At 71.8% G+C, this 14747-nt stretch carries 15 protein-coding genes; 4 read left to right on the top strand and 11 right to left on the bottom strand.

Features of this window, described 5'->3' with window-relative positions:
- Positions 1-453 carry a YybH family protein gene (locus ACODT0_RS12455; RefSeq protein WP_057593960.1) on the bottom strand — a complete coding sequence of 151 codons (453 nt, stop codon included), beginning with the start codon at positions 451-453 and terminating at the stop codon, positions 1-3.
- 70 nt (positions 454-523) lie between these two features.
- Positions 524-1309: a hypothetical protein gene (locus tag ACODT0_RS12450; RefSeq protein WP_489041404.1), complete on the bottom strand. Its 786-nt coding sequence runs from the start codon at positions 1307-1309 to the stop codon at positions 524-526.
- A gap of 47 nt (positions 1310-1356) precedes the next feature.
- Between ACODT0_RS12450 and ACODT0_RS12445 the strand changes: the two genes are divergently transcribed.
- The 3 genes from ACODT0_RS12445 to ACODT0_RS12435 are packed head-to-tail and all read left to right on the top strand — an operon-like array spanning position 1357 to position 3416.
- Positions 1357-1956: a LemA family protein gene (locus tag ACODT0_RS12445; protein ID WP_395349219.1), complete on the top strand. Its 600-nt coding sequence runs from the start codon at positions 1357-1359 to the stop codon at positions 1954-1956.
- Between the two features lie 15 nt (positions 1957-1971).
- Complete coding sequence (locus ACODT0_RS12440) at positions 1972-2895, top strand: TPM domain-containing protein (protein ID WP_422099735.1); 924 nt, start codon at positions 1972-1974, stop codon at positions 2893-2895.
- Between the two features lie 2 nt (positions 2896-2897).
- Positions 2898-3416, top strand: a complete 519-nt coding sequence (locus tag ACODT0_RS12435; RefSeq protein ID WP_172705455.1) for a TPM domain-containing protein — start codon at positions 2898-2900, stop codon at positions 3414-3416.
- 9 nt (positions 3417-3425) lie between these two features.
- Here ACODT0_RS12435 and pdeM read toward each other — a convergent pair whose 3' ends face one another.
- Complete coding sequence (pdeM, locus tag ACODT0_RS12430) at positions 3426-4121, bottom strand: ligase-associated DNA damage response endonuclease PdeM (protein ID WP_489041403.1); 696 nt, start codon at positions 4119-4121, stop codon at positions 3426-3428.
- Positions 4122-4198: 77 nt separating this feature from the next.
- Here pdeM and trxC point away from each other — a divergent pair, with 77 nt between their 5' ends.
- Positions 4199-4648 (top strand): thioredoxin TrxC, encoded by a 450-nt coding sequence (gene trxC / locus ACODT0_RS12425; RefSeq protein WP_057593964.1) that lies wholly within the window; start codon positions 4199-4201, stop codon positions 4646-4648.
- A gap of 4 nt (positions 4649-4652) precedes the next feature.
- On the opposite strand, the gene ACODT0_RS12420 is transcribed toward trxC, so the two are convergent.
- The 8 genes from ACODT0_RS12420 to ACODT0_RS12385 form a co-directional block, all read right to left on the bottom strand.
- Positions 4653-7256 (bottom strand): ligase-associated DNA damage response DEXH box helicase, encoded by a 2604-nt coding sequence (locus ACODT0_RS12420; protein WP_489041402.1) that lies wholly within the window; start codon positions 7254-7256, stop codon positions 4653-4655.
- On the bottom strand, positions 7253-8908 hold the full coding sequence (locus ACODT0_RS12415) for an ATP-dependent DNA ligase (protein WP_489041401.1): 1656 nt from the start codon (positions 8906-8908) through the stop codon (positions 7253-7255). Before ACODT0_RS12415 ends, ACODT0_RS12420 begins: the two co-directional genes overlap by 4 nt.
- Complete coding sequence (locus tag ACODT0_RS12410; RefSeq protein WP_489041400.1) at positions 8905-9951, bottom strand: ligase-associated DNA damage response exonuclease; 1047 nt, start codon at positions 9949-9951, stop codon at positions 8905-8907. Before ACODT0_RS12410 ends, ACODT0_RS12415 begins: the two co-directional genes overlap by 4 nt.
- A gap of 98 nt (positions 9952-10049) precedes the next feature.
- Complete coding sequence (locus ACODT0_RS12405) at positions 10050-10604, bottom strand: DUF3617 domain-containing protein (protein WP_489041399.1); 555 nt, start codon at positions 10602-10604, stop codon at positions 10050-10052.
- Positions 10605-10692: 88 nt separating this feature from the next.
- Positions 10693-11403 (bottom strand): phosphatase PAP2 family protein, encoded by a 711-nt coding sequence (locus ACODT0_RS12400; protein WP_489041398.1) that lies wholly within the window; start codon positions 11401-11403, stop codon positions 10693-10695.
- 49 nt (positions 11404-11452) lie between these two features.
- A complete protein-coding gene (locus ACODT0_RS12395) occupies positions 11453-12616 on the bottom strand; it encodes a Gfo/Idh/MocA family protein (RefSeq protein ID WP_489041397.1) in 1164 nt (387 codons plus the stop codon).
- An 84-nt stretch (positions 12617-12700) separates the two neighbouring features.
- Positions 12701-13663: a substrate-binding domain-containing protein gene (locus tag ACODT0_RS12390; protein WP_057593971.1), complete on the bottom strand. Its 963-nt coding sequence runs from the start codon at positions 13661-13663 to the stop codon at positions 12701-12703.
- A 67-nt stretch (positions 13664-13730) separates the two neighbouring features.
- Positions 13731-14741, bottom strand: a complete 1011-nt coding sequence (locus tag ACODT0_RS12385) for an ABC transporter permease (protein WP_057593972.1) — start codon at positions 14739-14741, stop codon at positions 13731-13733.
- Between the last annotated feature and the right edge of the window lie 6 nt (positions 14742-14747).

The raw sequence follows: 14747 nt of genomic DNA, 5'->3' as shown, positions 1-14747 counted from the left end.
TCAGTGCAGCATCTGCGGCAGCTCGTTCGCGTCGTCGGGCTCGCGCGCGCTGCCCGGGCTCGCATGGTGCGCCACCATGCGCCAGCCCTGCGCGGTCTTGTGATAGACGTTGGTCGCCAGCACGAAGGCATGGCGCGGTCCCTCGACCGTGAGCACCTCGATGCGCTCGAGCACGTTGTGGACCGCGCTCGCGATCGAATCGATCTTGCGCACGTGCGCGGGCGTGGCGTGGATCGCGCCGTTGCCGAACATCTGCTCGAACGCCGAGCGGATCGCCGCCGTGCCCACCAGCCGCGGACCGCCCGGATGGACGCAGAACACCTCGTCCTCATCGGCCCAGCAGGCCATCAGCGCGTCGATGTCGCCGCGCTGCAGCGCCTCGTAGAAGGCGGCCTCGATGTCGTCGGCGGTGCCGCCGATGGCCGCGGCGGTGCGGAGTGGGGACTTGGGCATGGGCGTGATTCTGCCGCGCCCAACGTGACGCGCCCACTGCAGGCGCTTTCGCCCGGCCGCGGCGCCGGTTTCAGGCAGCGTCCGGCGCCTCGGCCGGCGCGCCGAGCCACTCGCGCGCCACCGCCTGCATCGCCCCGGGCTGTGCCGCGCGCCACACCACCTCGGGCGCCGCGATGTGCACGCCCGGCGGCGCGAGCCGCAGCGCGAGGTCGACCAGCTCGGCCAGCTTCGAGGGCCGCACCGGCTGCTCGCTGCTGGGCACCATGTAGCTCAGCGTTCCGAGCATCCAGGCCGCCAGCCGCTCGGGGCGGCTCGCGCGCTGCGCCGCGGCCGGCTTGCGCGCCGAGCGCAGGATCAGCAGGCGCTCGAAGCCGCAGGCCACCACGGCCTGCTCGTCGAGGTTCGCGAGGCCGCGCTTGAGCGCCTCGGGCAGGCGGCCCTGGTCGTGCGGCTGCACGATGACGAGCGTCTGCACGCCGCAGCCGCGCAGCCAGCGCGCGAGCGCCGGCAGCTGCTCGGGGTCGGGCAGCCACAGCGCGCGCTCGCGGCCGTGGTACAGGCGCGGCGCGTCGAAGGCCACGATCGCGGCCCGGGCCGAGGTCGGCGGCCATTGCGCAATCGGCCGCGGCGGGCACAGGCAGGACTCGACGCCGGGCAGCCCGTCGTGCATGGGCTCGCTCACCAGCACGCGCACATGGGCGTGGCGGTGGCTGCCCGCGAGCCGGTGCAGCAGCTCCTGCCCGAGCGCGCCGGTGGCACCGGCAATGAGCAGCGTGCCGAAGGCGGCGGAGGCGTCGGGGACGGGCACCGCCGGGCGGTTCGCGCCACGCAGGGCTTGGAGCGGATCGAGGGACATAGCAGCACCTATGCTAACTTCGGCCCCATTCTGTGGAGGTAATGCAAATGATGATGAAGCGCTGGCTCCTGATCCTCGCGGCGGTCCTGTCCCTCAGCGGATGCGGCTACAACCAGTTCCAGTCGCTCGACGAGGCCAGCAAGTCGGCCTGGAGCGAGGTGCTCAACCAGTACCAGCGGCGCGCCGACCTCGTGCCCAACATCGTCGCCACCGTGAAGGGCGAAGCCGCCTTCGAGCAGGACACGCTGACCAAGGTGATCGAGGCGCGCGCCAAGGCGACCTCGATCCAGGTCACGCCCGAGACGCTCAACAACCCCGAGGCCTTCAACAAGTTCCAGCAGGCGCAGGGCGAGCTCTCCTCGGCGCTGTCGCGACTGATGGTGGTGTCGGAGCGCTACCCCGACCTCAAGGCCAACCAGGCGTTCCGCGACCTGCGCGTGACGCTCGAGGGCACCGAGAACCGCATCACCGTGGCGCGCAACCGCTACATCGAGAGCGTGCAGGAGTACAACGTGCTCGCGCGCAGCTTCCCGACCAACCTCACGGCCAAGGTCTTCGGCTACGCGCCCAAGCCCAACTTCTCGGTGCAGAACGAAGCCCAGATCTCGGTGCCGCCGACGGTCGACTTCGGCGCGCCGAAGAAGTAAGGCAAAGCTGCGCCGATGGCCGCAGCCCTGATCCGCCGCCTGCTGGCCGCGTTCCTCGCCGTGGCGCTCGGCTGGGCCGCGCTGCCGGCCTTCGCGCAGGCCCCGCTGCCGGTGCCCGCGCTCACGGCGCGCGTGATCGACCAGACCGGCACGCTCGACGCCGCGCAGCGCGCCGGCCTCGAGACCAAGCTCGCGGCCTTCGAGCAGCGCAAGGGTTCGCAGATCGCGGTGCTGATGGTGCCGACCACGCAGCCCGAGGACATCGAGAGCTACACCCAGCGCGTGGGCGATGCCTGGAAGATCGGCCGCAAGGGCGTGGGCGACGGCCTGCTCGTGATCGTCGCCAAGGACGACCGCCGGATGCGCATCGCCCCCGCCAAGGCGCTCGAGGGCGCGGTGCCCGACCTCGCGGCGGCACGCATCGTCGACGAGGAGATGAAGCCGCGCTTTCGCAACGGCGACTTCGCGGGCGGCATCAACGCGGCGGTCGACCGGCTGATCGGCCTGGTCGACGGCGAGCCGCTGCCCGAGCCCGCGCGCGACGGCGGCGATCGCGGCAGCCAGGGCTTCGACTGGGAGAACCTCGCGATCTTCCTGTTCGTCGGCGTCTTCATCGGCGCGCCGATCGTGCGCGCGATCCTCGGCAAGACCCTGGGCTCGGTGGTCATGGGCGGCGGCATCGGCGTGGTCGCGTTCTTCCTCACCACCAGCCTCGTGATCGCGGTGCTCGCGGGCATGGTCGCGCTCGTGGTCTCGCTGGCCTCGGGCCTCGCGCGCTTCGGCGGTGGCGGCTGGAGCAGCGGGGGTGGCGGCGGTGGCTGGAGCGGCGGCGGAGGTGGCGGCTGGGGCGGTGGCGGCCGCAGTGGAGGCGGAGGCGGCGGCTTCAGCTCGGGCGGCGGCGGCAATTTCGGCGGCGGCGGCGCCTCGGGAGACTGGTGAGCATGGCAACCCTTTTCTCCAAGCTTGGCCGCATGTGGCGCCATCGCTGGATCGACGAGGCCGCGGTGCGCCGCGTGCTGCCGGCCGACGCGCTCGCGCGGCTGGCCGCGCGCGTGGGCGCGAGCGAGCGGCGCCACAGCGGCGAGATCCGCATCTGCATCGAGGCCGGCCTGCCGATGTCCTACCTGCGCCGCGAGGCGCCTGCACGGCAGCGCGCGGTCACGCTGTTCGGCAAGCTGCGCGTGTGGGACACCGAGCACAACAACGGCGTGCTGATCTACCTGCTCTTGGCCGAGCACGCGATCGAGATCGTGGCCGACCGCGGCATCGATGCACGGGTGAGCGACGACGACTGGCGCGCGATGGCGCAGCGCATGGGCGCGGCCTTTCGCGAAGGCCGCTTCGAGGACGGGCTCACGCAGGCGCTCGAGGAGATGTCGGCGCTGCTGGTCGAGCACTTCCCGCTGCGCGACGACGAGCCCGATCGCAACGAGCTGCCCGACGAACCCGTGGTGCTCTGAACCGGTTCGTCAATCGACCGCGGGCAACGCCCACACGGTCGATCCACCCACCGCATAGAAGCGCCGCCCCGGCGCCGACTCCATGGTCCAGCCACCCGTGAACTCGCCGAAGGCGGGCAGCACGGCCTGACCTTGTCCTTGTCCTTCCTCGTGCACGAAGCACGGCAGCCGCACGCTGTCGCGACCCGGCCCGTGCAGCCGGCGCGCCGGGTGCAGATGGCCCGCGAGCACGAAGTGCGTGGCATGCGCCTGCGGATGGTGGCAGCAGGCGAACGGACCGAGCAGCCAGGGCTCGTCGACCACCTCGATGCCGAGCGCGGGCGGCGGATCGCCCGCGCGGCTGTCGTGGTTGCCGCGCACCAGCGTCATCGCGAGCGCCGCATACTGCTCGCGCCATTCCCGCACCACGGGCAGCACCGCGCGCGCGGGCGCCGCATGCAGGAAGTCGCCGAGGAACACCAGGCGCTCGGGCGCATGGCGCGCGATCAGCACATCGAGCCGCGCGAGGTTCTCGAGCGTGGTGCCGCCCGGCACCGGCAGGCCCAGCGCGCGGAAGGTGGCGGCCTTGCCCAGGTGCAGGTCGGCGACGAACAGCGCCCGCCCGGCCGGCCACCAGAGCGCGCGCTCGGGCAGCAGTTGCACCGTTTCGCCCGCCCATTGGAGCGGCAGCGGCGTGGAGGTGGAAGAAGACGGAAGGGAACGCATCGCCGGCCAGTGTCGCAAAAGCACCGTGCGGCCGCGTCCGACTTGCAATTCGCCCGCCCTGCCCCTAGCTTTGCCGGATGACCGAATCGCCCACGCTGCACATCGTCTGCCCGCACTGCCACACCACCAACCGGGTGCGCGAGGCCCAACTGGCCAGCGCGCCCGACTGCGGCAACTGCCACAAGCCGCTGTTCGGCGCCCATTCGGCCGCGCTGCCCGACGTGGCGAGCTTCGACCGCCACATCGCGCGCAACGAGATCCCGGTGCTGGTCGATTTCTGGGCCCCGTGGTGCGGCCCCTGCCGCCAGATGGCACCGGCCTACGAGCAGGCCGCGGCGCAGCTCGAGCCGCGCGTGCGCGTCGCCAAGGTCGACACCGAGGCCGTGCCCGCGCTGGCCGCGCGCTTCAACATCCGCAGCATCCCGACCCTGGCGCTGTTCAAGGGCGGCCGCGAGGTCGCGCGCCAGGCCGGCGCGATGGGCGCGGCCGACATCGTGCGCTGGGCCAGGGCCCACGGCGCCGGCTGAAGCGTCAAGGCCGCCGCCGGCGTTCGCGCCGCGGTGCCGGCGGCCGGGCGGCGCCCTCCTGCCCGAAGGCCAGCGTGCTTCGCACCCGCTCCGCACCGCCCGCGGTCACGGCACCGCCGGCCGCCTTCTCGAGCTGCTCGACCATGCGCGCGATGCGGTCGGCCACGTTCTCGTTCGACAGCTTCTCGCGGAACAGCTCGACCATCAGCGGAAACGAGAACGGCGTCGGCCGCTCGAGCGCGCGCAGCACCAGCTGCTGCGTTCCCATGCGCGCGAGGCTGGCGGCGAGGCGGCCGATCTCGAGCTCCTGCGACAGCAGCTCGCGCTCGGCCTGCGCGAGCAGCGCGTTGTCGGGGTCGTACTTGCGGAACACCTCCCAGAACAGCGAGGACGAGGCCTGCAGTTGCCGGCTGCTGCGCTTCTCGCCCGGATAGCCCTGGAAGATCAGCCCCGACACGCGCGCGATCTCGCGAAAGCGCCGCTGCGCGAGCTCTCCCGCGTTGAGCGAGGCCAGCACCTCGTGCAGCAGTGCCTCATGCGCCTGTGCCGCGTCGCCCGCCGGCATGCCGAGCACCTCGGGCAGCCGCGCGGGCCAGTCGACCTCGCTCGCGCTCAGCAGCTCGAAGCCGTAGTCGTTGACCGCGATCGAGAAGGTGCGCGCCTCGTGCTGCGCCACGCGCCAGGCCAGCAGGCTCGCGAGCCCCAGGTGCACATGGCGGCCCGCGAAGGGATAGAGGAACAGGTGCCAGCCCTCGCGCGTCTTCAGCGTCTCGGCCAGCAGCGTTCGCGGCGTGGGCAATGCCGACCACTGCTGCTGCAGCTCGAGCAGCGGCCGCACGCAGCGCAGCTCGGGCGACTCCCACCGGCCCTGGTCGGCCAGCGCGAGCTGCTGCACCACCGCGTCGGCCAGCGTGTTCGACAGCGGCATGCGCCCGCCATTCCAGCGCGGCACCGCGGGCCGCTGGCCGCTGGCGCGCCGCACCCAGGCCGTCATGTCGTGGATGCGCACCAGCTCGAGCAGCCGGCCGCCGAACAGGAAGCAGTCGCCGGGCTTCATGCGCGCGACGAAGCCCTCCTCCACGCTGCCGATCCTCGCGCCGCCGAGGTACTGCACCGCCATGCTCGCGTCGCTCACGATGGTGCCGATGTTCATGCGGTGGCGCCGCGCGAGCCGCGCATCGGGCACGCGCCACACGCCTTGCGCATCGGGCACCACGCGCCTGTAGTCGGGATAGGCCGCGAGCGAGGCGCCGCCTTGCGCGACGAAGTCCAGGCACCAGGCCCAGTGCGCGCGCGTGAGGCCGGCATAGGCGGCCGTGCCGCGCACCTCCTCGTAGAGATCGTCGGGCACGAAGCCGCCACCGAGCGCCACGGTCACGAGGTGCTGCACCAGCACGTCGAGCGGCTGGTCAGGCGAATGGCGCGCCTCGATGTGGCCCTCGGCGATCGCGCCGCGCGCCGCCGCGCCCTCGACCATCTCGATGCTGTGCGTGGGCACGAGCGTGATGCGCGAGGGCCGGCCCGGCGCATGGCCCGAGCGGCCCGCGCGCTGCAGCAGCCGCGCCACGCCCTTGGGCGAGCCGATCTGCAACACGCGCTCCACCGGCAGGAAGTCGACGCCGAGGTCCAGGCTCGAGGTGCAGACCACGGCCTTGAGCTCGCCGCTCTTGAGGCCCAGCTCGACCCACTCGCGCACCTCGCGGTCGAGCGAGCCGTGGTGCAGCGCGATGGTGCCGGCCCATTCGGGCCGCGCCTCGAGCATCGCCTGGTACCAGATCTCCGACTGCGAGCGCGTGTTGGTGAAGACCAGCGTGGTGCTGCTGGCCGCGATCTCCTCGAGCACCTGCGGCAGCATCGTGAGGCCCAGGTGGCCGCCCCAGGGAAAGCGCTCGGCGCGGCCCGGCAGCAGCGAATCGATGACCAGCTTCTTCGGCACCTGGCCCTGCACCAGCACGCCGTCGCCGTGGCCCAGCAGCGCATGCATCGCCTCGTGCAGGTTGCCGAGCGTGGCCGACATGCCCCAGACCGCGAGCCCCGCGTTCCAGCGCCGAAGCCGCGCGAGCGCGAGCTGCACCTGCACGCCGCGCTTGTTGCCGAGCAGCTCGTGCCACTCGTCGACCACCACCATCCTCACCTGGCCCAGCACCTCGCCGGCATCGGCGCGCGCGAGCAACAGCGACAGGCTCTCGGGCGTGGTGACCAGCACCGTGGGCAGGCGCGTGTTCTGCGCGCTGCGCTCGGCCGAGGAGGTGTCGCCGCTGCGCGCGCCCGCGCTCCAGGGCTGCACGCCGGCACCGAGCGCCTCCAGCGGCTGCTGGAGCGCGCGCAGGGTGTCGGCCGCGAGCGCGCGCATCGGCGTGAGCCACAGCACGGTGAGCGGCGGCGCCGGTGCCGGCCGCGCGCCTTCCTTGCGCGGCCGCGCGGCCTGCGCATGGGCCAGCAGCGCGCCGAGCCACACGGCGTAGGTCTTGCCCGCGCCGGTGGTCGCATGCAACAGGCCCGAGCGGCCCTGCGCCACGGCCTTCCAGACCTCGCGCTGGAACTTGAAGGGCTTCCAGCCACGCGCGGCGAACCAGGCGTCGAGCGCCGCCTTGACCGCCCTGTTCATGACGGCAGCAGCGCGGCCAGCGTCTGCAGCGTGTCGGCCTCTTGCACCGGCTTGTCCTCGCGCCAGCGCAGCATGCGCGGAAAGCGCACCGCGATGCCGCTCTTGTGGCGCGCGCTGCGCGCGATGCCCTCGAAGCCGAGTTCGAACACCAGCGTGGGCTTGACGCTCTTCACCGGCCCGAAGCTCTCGATGGTGGTCTTGCGGATGACCGCGTCGACACGCGCCATCTCGGCATCGGTGAGGCCCGAGTAGGCCTTCGCGAAAGGCACGAGCTTGCGCTCGGCCTGTTCGGGCGGACCGTCCCACACGGCGAAGGTGTAGTCGCTGTAGAGGCTGGCGCGGCGGCCATGGCCGCGTTGCGCATAGACCAGCACCGCGTCGATGCTCAGCGGATCGATCTTCCACTTCCACCACACGCCCACGTCCTTGGTGCGGCCCACGCCGTACTGCGCGCTGCGGCGCTTGAGCATCATCCCTTCGACGCCCATGCTGCGCGCCGCCTCGCGCTGGCGCGCGAGATCGGCCCAGTCGGCGCCCTCGAGCATCGGGCTCGGCAGCAGCAGCGGATGCGCGAGGCCCGCGACCAGCTCGTCGAGCAGCACGCGGCGCTCGGCCTGCGGCAGCGCGCGCAGGTCGCGGCCCTCCCACTCGAGCAGGTCGTAGGCCAGCAGCACCACCGGGATCTCGCGCAGCAGCTTCGGCCCCAGCGTCTTGCGGCCGATGCGCTTCTGCAGTTCGGCGAAGGGTTGCACCCGGCCGTCGCGCCACACGGCGATCTCGCCGTCGACCACCGTGCCGTCGGGCAGCGCCTCGCCGAGCGCCGCGAGCTCGGGGAAGCGCTCGGTCACCAGCTCCTCGCCGCGCGACCACAGCCACACCACGCCCGCGCGCTTCACGAGCTGCGCGCGGATGCCGTCCCACTTCCACTCGACGATCCAGTCCGAGGGCGGCCCGAGCGCCGCGTCGAACTGCTCGAGCGGCAGGTTGAACGGGTGCGCGAGGAAGAAGGGATAGGGCTGCCCGCTGGTCTTCTGTACCTGCTCGGCATCCGATTCGGGCGCGATCAGCGTGCCGTAGTCGCCGGCCCGCGGCCGCGCGCCGATGTGGGTGTAGCCCATGAGCCGCTGCGCGACGCGCTTGGCATCGATGCCGCCCACGGCCGCGAGCGCCTGCGTGACCTGCAGCTTCGACACGCCGACGCGGAAGGCGCCGGTGATGAGCTTGAAGTAGACCAGCCGCTCCTCGGCCGCGAGCCGGCGCCATTGCGCGCGCAGCCTGTCGGCCAGTTCCTCGGGCGCCGCCTTCGCGGCCTCGCGCAGCGGCAGGAGGTGCTGCTCGACCCAGGCCGCGAGCCCGAGCTCGTGCGTTTCGCTCGGCGGCGGCAGCAGCAGCGCGATGGTCTCCGCGAGGTCGCCGACGGCCTCGTAGCTCTCGTCGAACAGCCACTCGGGCAGGCCCGCGGCCTCCTGCGCGAGCAGGCGCAGCAGCTTGGTCGGCACCAGCTGGCGCGGCTTGCCGCCCGCGAGGAAGTAGACGGCCCAGGCGGCATCGGCCGGATCGGCCGCGCGCAGGTAGCGCTGCAATGCGGCCTGCTTGGCGAGGCTCGAGGTGCTGGCATCGAGCTCGCGGTAGAGCGCGGCGAAGTCCTTCATGCCGGCGCCGCCTCTCCGGCGGGCGGCGGTGCTTCCCGGTCGTCCTCGTCGCCGTACTCGGTCTTGAAGCCCTGCGCGTCGAGGCCGTTCTCCGACAGCCAGCGCACCATCACCTGCACGCTGCCATGGGTGACGAACACGCGCTCGGCGCCCGTGCCCGCGATCGCCTGCTGCAGCCCGGGCCAGTCCGCATGGTCCGACATCACGAAGCCGCGGTCGACGCCGCGCCGGCGCCGCGTGCCGCGCAACTGCATCCAGCCGCTCGCGAAGGCATCGGCATAGGCGCCGAAGCGCTTCATCCACGGCGTGCCCTGTGCCGAGGGCGGCGCCAGCACCAACGCGCGCTTCAGCAGCGCCGCGTCGACGCCGGGATCGGTGACGCGCAAGGTGGCCGGCAGCGCCACGCCCGCGGCGCGGTAGACCGCATTGAGCGGCTCGACCGCGCCGTGCACGACGATCGGCCCGATCGAGGCGTCGACGCCATGCAGGATGCGCTGCGCCTTGCCGAAGGCATAGCAGAACAGCACCGAGGCGCGGCCGGCCTCGGCATTGGCGCGCCACCAGGCGTCGATCTCCGCGATGAGCTGCGCCTGCGAGGGCCAGCGATAGATCGGCAGGCCGAAGGTGGACTCGGTGATGAAGGTGTCGCAGGGCACCGGCTCGAAGGGCGCGCAGGTGCCATCGGGCTCGGTCTTGTAGTCGCCCGAGGCCACCCAGACGCGGCCGCCGTGTTCGAGCCGCACCTGCGCCGAGCCCAGCACATGGCCGGCCGGATGCAGCGACACGCGCACGCCGCGGTGCTCGATCGCCGCGCCGTAGGGCAGCGTCTGCAGCGGGATGTCGGCGCCCAGGCGCGCGCGCAAGGTGCCGGCGCTGTCGGTGTGGGCGAGGTAGTGGCCGTGGCCGGTGCGCGCATGGTCGGAGTGCGCGTGCGTGATGACGGCGCGCGCGACCGGCCGCCAGGGGTCGATGTAGAAATCGCCCGGCGGGCAGTACAGGCCCTCGGGGCGCGCGACGACGAGATCTTCTTCCTGCGCGGGCATGGCATGTCATCGTAGGCGCTCGCGGCCCGCGACGCCTCGGCCCGGATGCCGCGAGGCGCCGTGGGCCGGCGCCTACCCGGCGCGCCTGTCCCGGGTGCTCAGGGTTGCTTGCCGCGGCGCGCGGCCGTCATCTCGAGCACGTTCATCTTCATGCCGTTGGCCATCACCATGTCGCCGGGCTTCTGGCCGGCCTTGCAGGGGCCGACCCACTTCGCCTCGACGACGGCCATGCCTTCGCTGCGGCCCATCAGCGGCGGGCTGTAGCTCGACTTGCTCTCCACGCGGTAGGCGGAGCCGAAGTCGCCGCTCATCACGGCGCGCGAGGTGGCGGTGGTGCTGCCGATCTTGCAGACCGAGTCGATCACCAGCTTGCCGCCCTCGGCGCGCAGGTCCTGCTTCGAGCACATGCTGCGGCCCATGCCCTGGCCCATCTCGCGCAGGGCCTTGTCGGTGGCCGCGTCGATGCACTGCTGCATGGTGTGGCTGCCCTCCTTCGCGCCGCTGCCGTCGTCGCTGCGCATCTCCCACAGGCCGGGCTTGCGCGCCGGATAGTCGATCGCCACCGCGGGCCCGGCGAGCACGGTGCAGGGCAGCACCGCGGCGCAGGCGGCGCAGGCGGCGAGGAAGGCCAGGACGAGGGGAAGGGTCTTCATGGGGCGGCTCCGGGCGCGGCGTGTCGAAGGCTCGACGATGCCCCGGTTTGTACAGGGCGCCCCCGCGACGCGGAATACCGCGATCGGTCTACGCCGCGCGGCCGGCCCCGGCGATGCCGCTCGTGCCGCTCGCCGCCGCGCGCACGCGCGTGGCCAGCCCGAACACCACGCCCAGCACGAAGCCGCCGCCCACGTCGATCAGCACGTGCTGGCGCACCGCCATGGTCGAGTAGACGATGCCCGCGGCCCACGCGAGGTTGAGGCCGCGCAGCCAGGCGGGCGCGCCCACGCTGCGCAGCTGGCGCGCAAGCAGCACGCAGGCGAACACCGAGAACGAGACATGCAGCGAGGGAAAGGCATTGCCCGCCGAGTCCTTGGTCTTGAGGAAGTGCAGCGTGGTGCCGGGACTGGTGTCGATGGTGAAGTTGGGGATCGCCGTCGGCAGGCACCAGAACACGACGAGCGCGATGGTCGTCATCAGCGCGCAGGCCAACGAGAACGCCGTGAGTTCGCGCCGGTCGCGCGAGAACAGCACCGGCAGCGCGATGTAGAGCCACAGCGACAGGTACACCGGCAGCAGCGCGGGCCAGAAGGCGACGAGCCGGTCGATCGGCGTGAGCGGCAGCACCCAGGCCTCGCCCGAATGCCGCATGACCCAGAAGTACAGCGGGAAGAAGCCGATGGTGGCGAGGGTGTTGCCGATCAGCTTGAGCGGCCACAGCGCGAGCGCGCGGCGGCCCAGGGCGCGGGCCCAGGGCGTTGGCGTTGCTAAGGGCTTGGAGTCGGGGAAGGAGGTCATGGGCGCCGGAGGCGATGCGCGCGGGCCCCGCGGGTGCGGGGCCGCGGCATCACCAGGGCGTCCACTTTAAATCGCTTCGCGCCGAGGCCACCGTGCGTTCGATGAAGCGCACGCCGCGCGCCCCATCCTCCACGCGCGGATAGTCGGCGTCCAGCGGATCGGCGCGCCGGCCTTCGAGGCGCGCGCGGATGTCGGCGGCGACGCCCGCGTAGACGTTGGCGAAGGCCTCGATGAAGCCCTCGGGATGGCCCGCGGGCAGGCGGCTCGCGCGGCGCGCCGACTCGTGCAGCCAGGGGGCGCCGCGCGTGAGCACGCGCAGCGGCCCGTCGTGCGGCAGGTGCAGCAGCCGGCTCGGCTGTTCCTGGTGCCACTCGAGCGTGCCCAGGGTGCCCGCGATGCGCACGCGCAGGTCGTTCTCGAGGCCGGTGCTGATCTGCGAGGCGATGAGCACGCCGCGCGCGCCGCCCTGGTAGCGCAGCAACAGGCTGCCGTCGTCGTCGAGCTGGCGGCCGGCCACGTGCGCCGTGAGGTCGGCGCACAGGCTCTCGATCTCGAGGCCGGTCAGCGTGGCGACGAGGTTCTCGGCATGCGAGCCGATGTCGCCGATCGCGCCGGCCGCGCCGCTGCGCGCGGGGTCGGTGCGCCAGTCGGCCTGCTTGTTGCCGGTGCCCTCGAGCTGGCTCGCGAGCCAGCCCTGGTTGTATTCCACGACCACCTTGCGCAGCGTGCCGAGCTCGCCCGCGCGGATCATCGCGCGCGCCTGCCGCACCATGGGGTACCCGGTGTAGTTGTAGGTGACGCCGAAGACCGTGCCCTGTGCCGCCACGCTGGCGACCAGCGCATCGGCCTGCTCGCGCGTGTGGACCAGCGGCTTGTCGCACACCACGTGGAAGCCGGCCTCGACGAAAGCCCGCGCCACCGGGTAGTGCACGTGGTTGGGCGTGACGATCGAGACGAAGTCGATGCGCTCGCCGGCGGGCCGCTTCAGTTCATCGGCCAGCAGGGCCTGCCAGTCGCCATGGTTGCGCGCGTCGGCCAGGCCGAGGTCGGCGCCCGAGGCGCGCGCCTTGACGGGATCGGAGGACAGCGCGCCGGCCACGAGTTCGATCTGGCCGTCGAGCGCGATCGCCTTGCGGTGCACGCCGCCGATGAAGGCATCGCGGCCGCCGCCGACCATGGCGTAGCGCAGCTTGCGATGGGGGGTGTCGGTCATCCAACTCCTTGAGGTTCCAGAGACGGGGTTCCCCCTCCCCGCGGGGAGAGGGAGCGAAGCGATCGGCCGGCCGGCCGATCCCGTTCAGAACGGCGAGTTCGGGTGGTAGAAGTCCTTGGCGTTGTCCTTGGTGATCAGCACCGACGGGATGATCGTGGTCGCGGGCAGCTTCTCGCCCTTCAGGCGCGCCTCGGCCGTGAGCTTGATGGCGTCGTAGATGAACTTGGGCGAGTAGCTCACGTCGGCCGTGATGCGCTTGTCCTTGCCGTCCATGATGGTCTTGACCATGCCCTTGGCGCCGGCGCCGCCGAACACGATTCTGATGTCGTCGCGCTTGGCTTGTTCGATCGCCTTGAGCACGCCCACGGCCATGTCGTCGTCGGCGGCCCAGATGGCGTCGATCTGCTTGAAGCGCGTGAGGTAGTCCTGCGTGACCTTGAAGGCGTCGTCGCGGTTCCAGTTGGCGTACTTGGCGTCGAGCAGCTTCACGTCGGGGCTGTTCTTGAGCACCGCGTTGAAGGCGTCCATGCGCTCGTTGTCGAGCGTGGTCGCGATGCCGCGCAATGCCACCACGTTGCCCTTGCCGCCGAGCTGCTTGACGATGTACTCGGCCGGGATGCGGCCGAAGGCGGTGTTGTCGCCGGCCACGTAGGCGTCCTGCGCGCTGGTGTCGGTCAGGCCGCGGTCGACCACGGTGACGTAGGCGCCCTTGGCCTTGACCTGCGCGACCGGCTTGGTCAGCGCGGCCGATTCGAACGGGAACACGACCAGCGCGTTGATCTTGGTGACCGTCGACAGGTCCTGCAGCTGGTTGGCCTGCTCGGGCGCGTTGGCGGCGGTCTTGATCGTGATCTTCAGGTCCTTGTGTTCCTTCTCGAGATCCTTCTTCGCCTGGTTGGCCCAGTAGTTGATGCCGCCCATGAAGCTGTGGGTGGCGGCGGGGATCGAAACGCCGAGGTTGACCTTGTCCGCGGCGAGCGCGGGCAGGCTGGCGAATGCCGCGGCGGCCACGGCCGTGAGCGCGATGCGTCGGGTGAAACGGGTCATGCTGATGTCTCCTCTTGGTGGATGGAACGGAACGGGAAGGAACCAGGTGTGGCCACGCCCAACGGCGTCATCGCTTTCCTCGCTGGAGGAAGGCCACGATGATGATCACGAAGCCCTGCACCGCGGCATTCAGGTACACGCTGATGATGCTGGTGAGGTTCAGGATGTTGCTGATGACCGAGAGCAGGATCGCGCCCACCACGGTGCCGGTGATGCTGCCCGCGCCGCCCTTGAGCGCGGTGCCGCCGACGATCACCGCGGCGATCGCCTCGAGCTCCCACAAGAGGCCCGTGGTCGGCGAGGCCGAGCCCAGGCGCGGCACGTACAGCAGCGTGGCGATGCCCACGCACACGCCGAGCAGCACGTAGGTCAGGATCTTCACGCGGTCGACGTCGACCGCGGCGTAGCGTGCCACCTGTTCGTTGGAGCCGATGGCCTGCACGTAGCGGCCGTAGGCGGTGCGGTTGAGGATCACGCCGCCGACGATGGCGACGATGACGAACACCCACACCGGCACCGGGATGCCCGCGAGGCTCGCGTAGTAGACCGGCGCGTAGAGGTCCGACAGCTCGTTGTCGAGCGTGAGCGCGCCGCCGTCGGCGAAGTAGGTGAGGTAGGCGCGGAAGATGCCGAGCGTGCCCAGCGTGACGATGAAGGGCTCGATGCGGCCCTTGGTGATGAGCAGGCCGTGCGCGAGGCCGAACAGCGCGCCCAGCACCACCGCGAGCACGGCGCCGAGCATCACCGCCATCAGCGGCGAGCCGGTGGCGGGGCCGGCCCAGTTGATGAACATGATGACGCTGCCCGCGATCAGCGCGGCCATCGAGCCCACCGACAGGTCGATGCCGCCGGAGATGATCACGAAGCACATGCCGACCGCGATGATGCCGATGAAGGCGGTGCGCGTGAGCACGTTCATCGCGTTGTCGACGGTGGCGAAGTCGCCGTTGAGCAGGGTGCCTGCGATGCACAGCAGCACCAGGCCGATGACGGGGCCGAGGCCGTGCAGGTGCTCGGTCCAGCGCGCCTTGGGCTGGGCGCGGTGGGTGTCGGCGGTGGGTTCGGGGCTGTTGTTCATGGGGGC

The organism is Variovorax sp. FG153 (assembly GCF_057809595.1).
Note: the sequence above shows the minus strand (reverse complement) of the source record. Positions and strands in the feature narration are given on the sequence as shown.